Source organism: Streptococcus sp. HMSC071D03, from assembly GCF_001812125.1.
Classification (GTDB): Bacteria; Bacillota; Bacilli; order Lactobacillales; family Streptococcaceae; genus Streptococcus; species Streptococcus pseudopneumoniae_N.
In genome coordinates this window covers 1-217 of the sequence record NZ_KV807723.1, presented here as the reverse complement: position 1 = coordinate 217, position 217 = coordinate 1, and the positions used below count along the sequence as shown (strand labels likewise).

Annotated in this window: 1 protein-coding gene; it reads right to left on the bottom strand. The window is 32.7% G+C overall.

Going from position 1 to position 217, the window contains the following annotated elements; translation table 11 throughout:
* Positions 1-217: IS200/IS605 family transposase (gene tnpA / locus HMPREF2837_RS10640; protein WP_148131797.1), on the bottom strand; the 217-nt coding region annotated here is incomplete at both ends.

Below are 217 nucleotides of genomic sequence, written 5' to 3'. Positions count from 1 at the left end.
GAGCGCTTTTACCTTTTAAATATCCCATGAAACTTGAAATACTAATTCTAGGTGGAATACTTACCAACATATGAACATGATCTGGCATTAAATGGCCCTCGATAATCTCAACACCTTTATAACTACATAATCTATGGAATATTTCTCCCAAACTACTTCGATATTGATTATAGATCACTTTTTGTCTATACTTAGGGGTGAACACAATGTGATATTT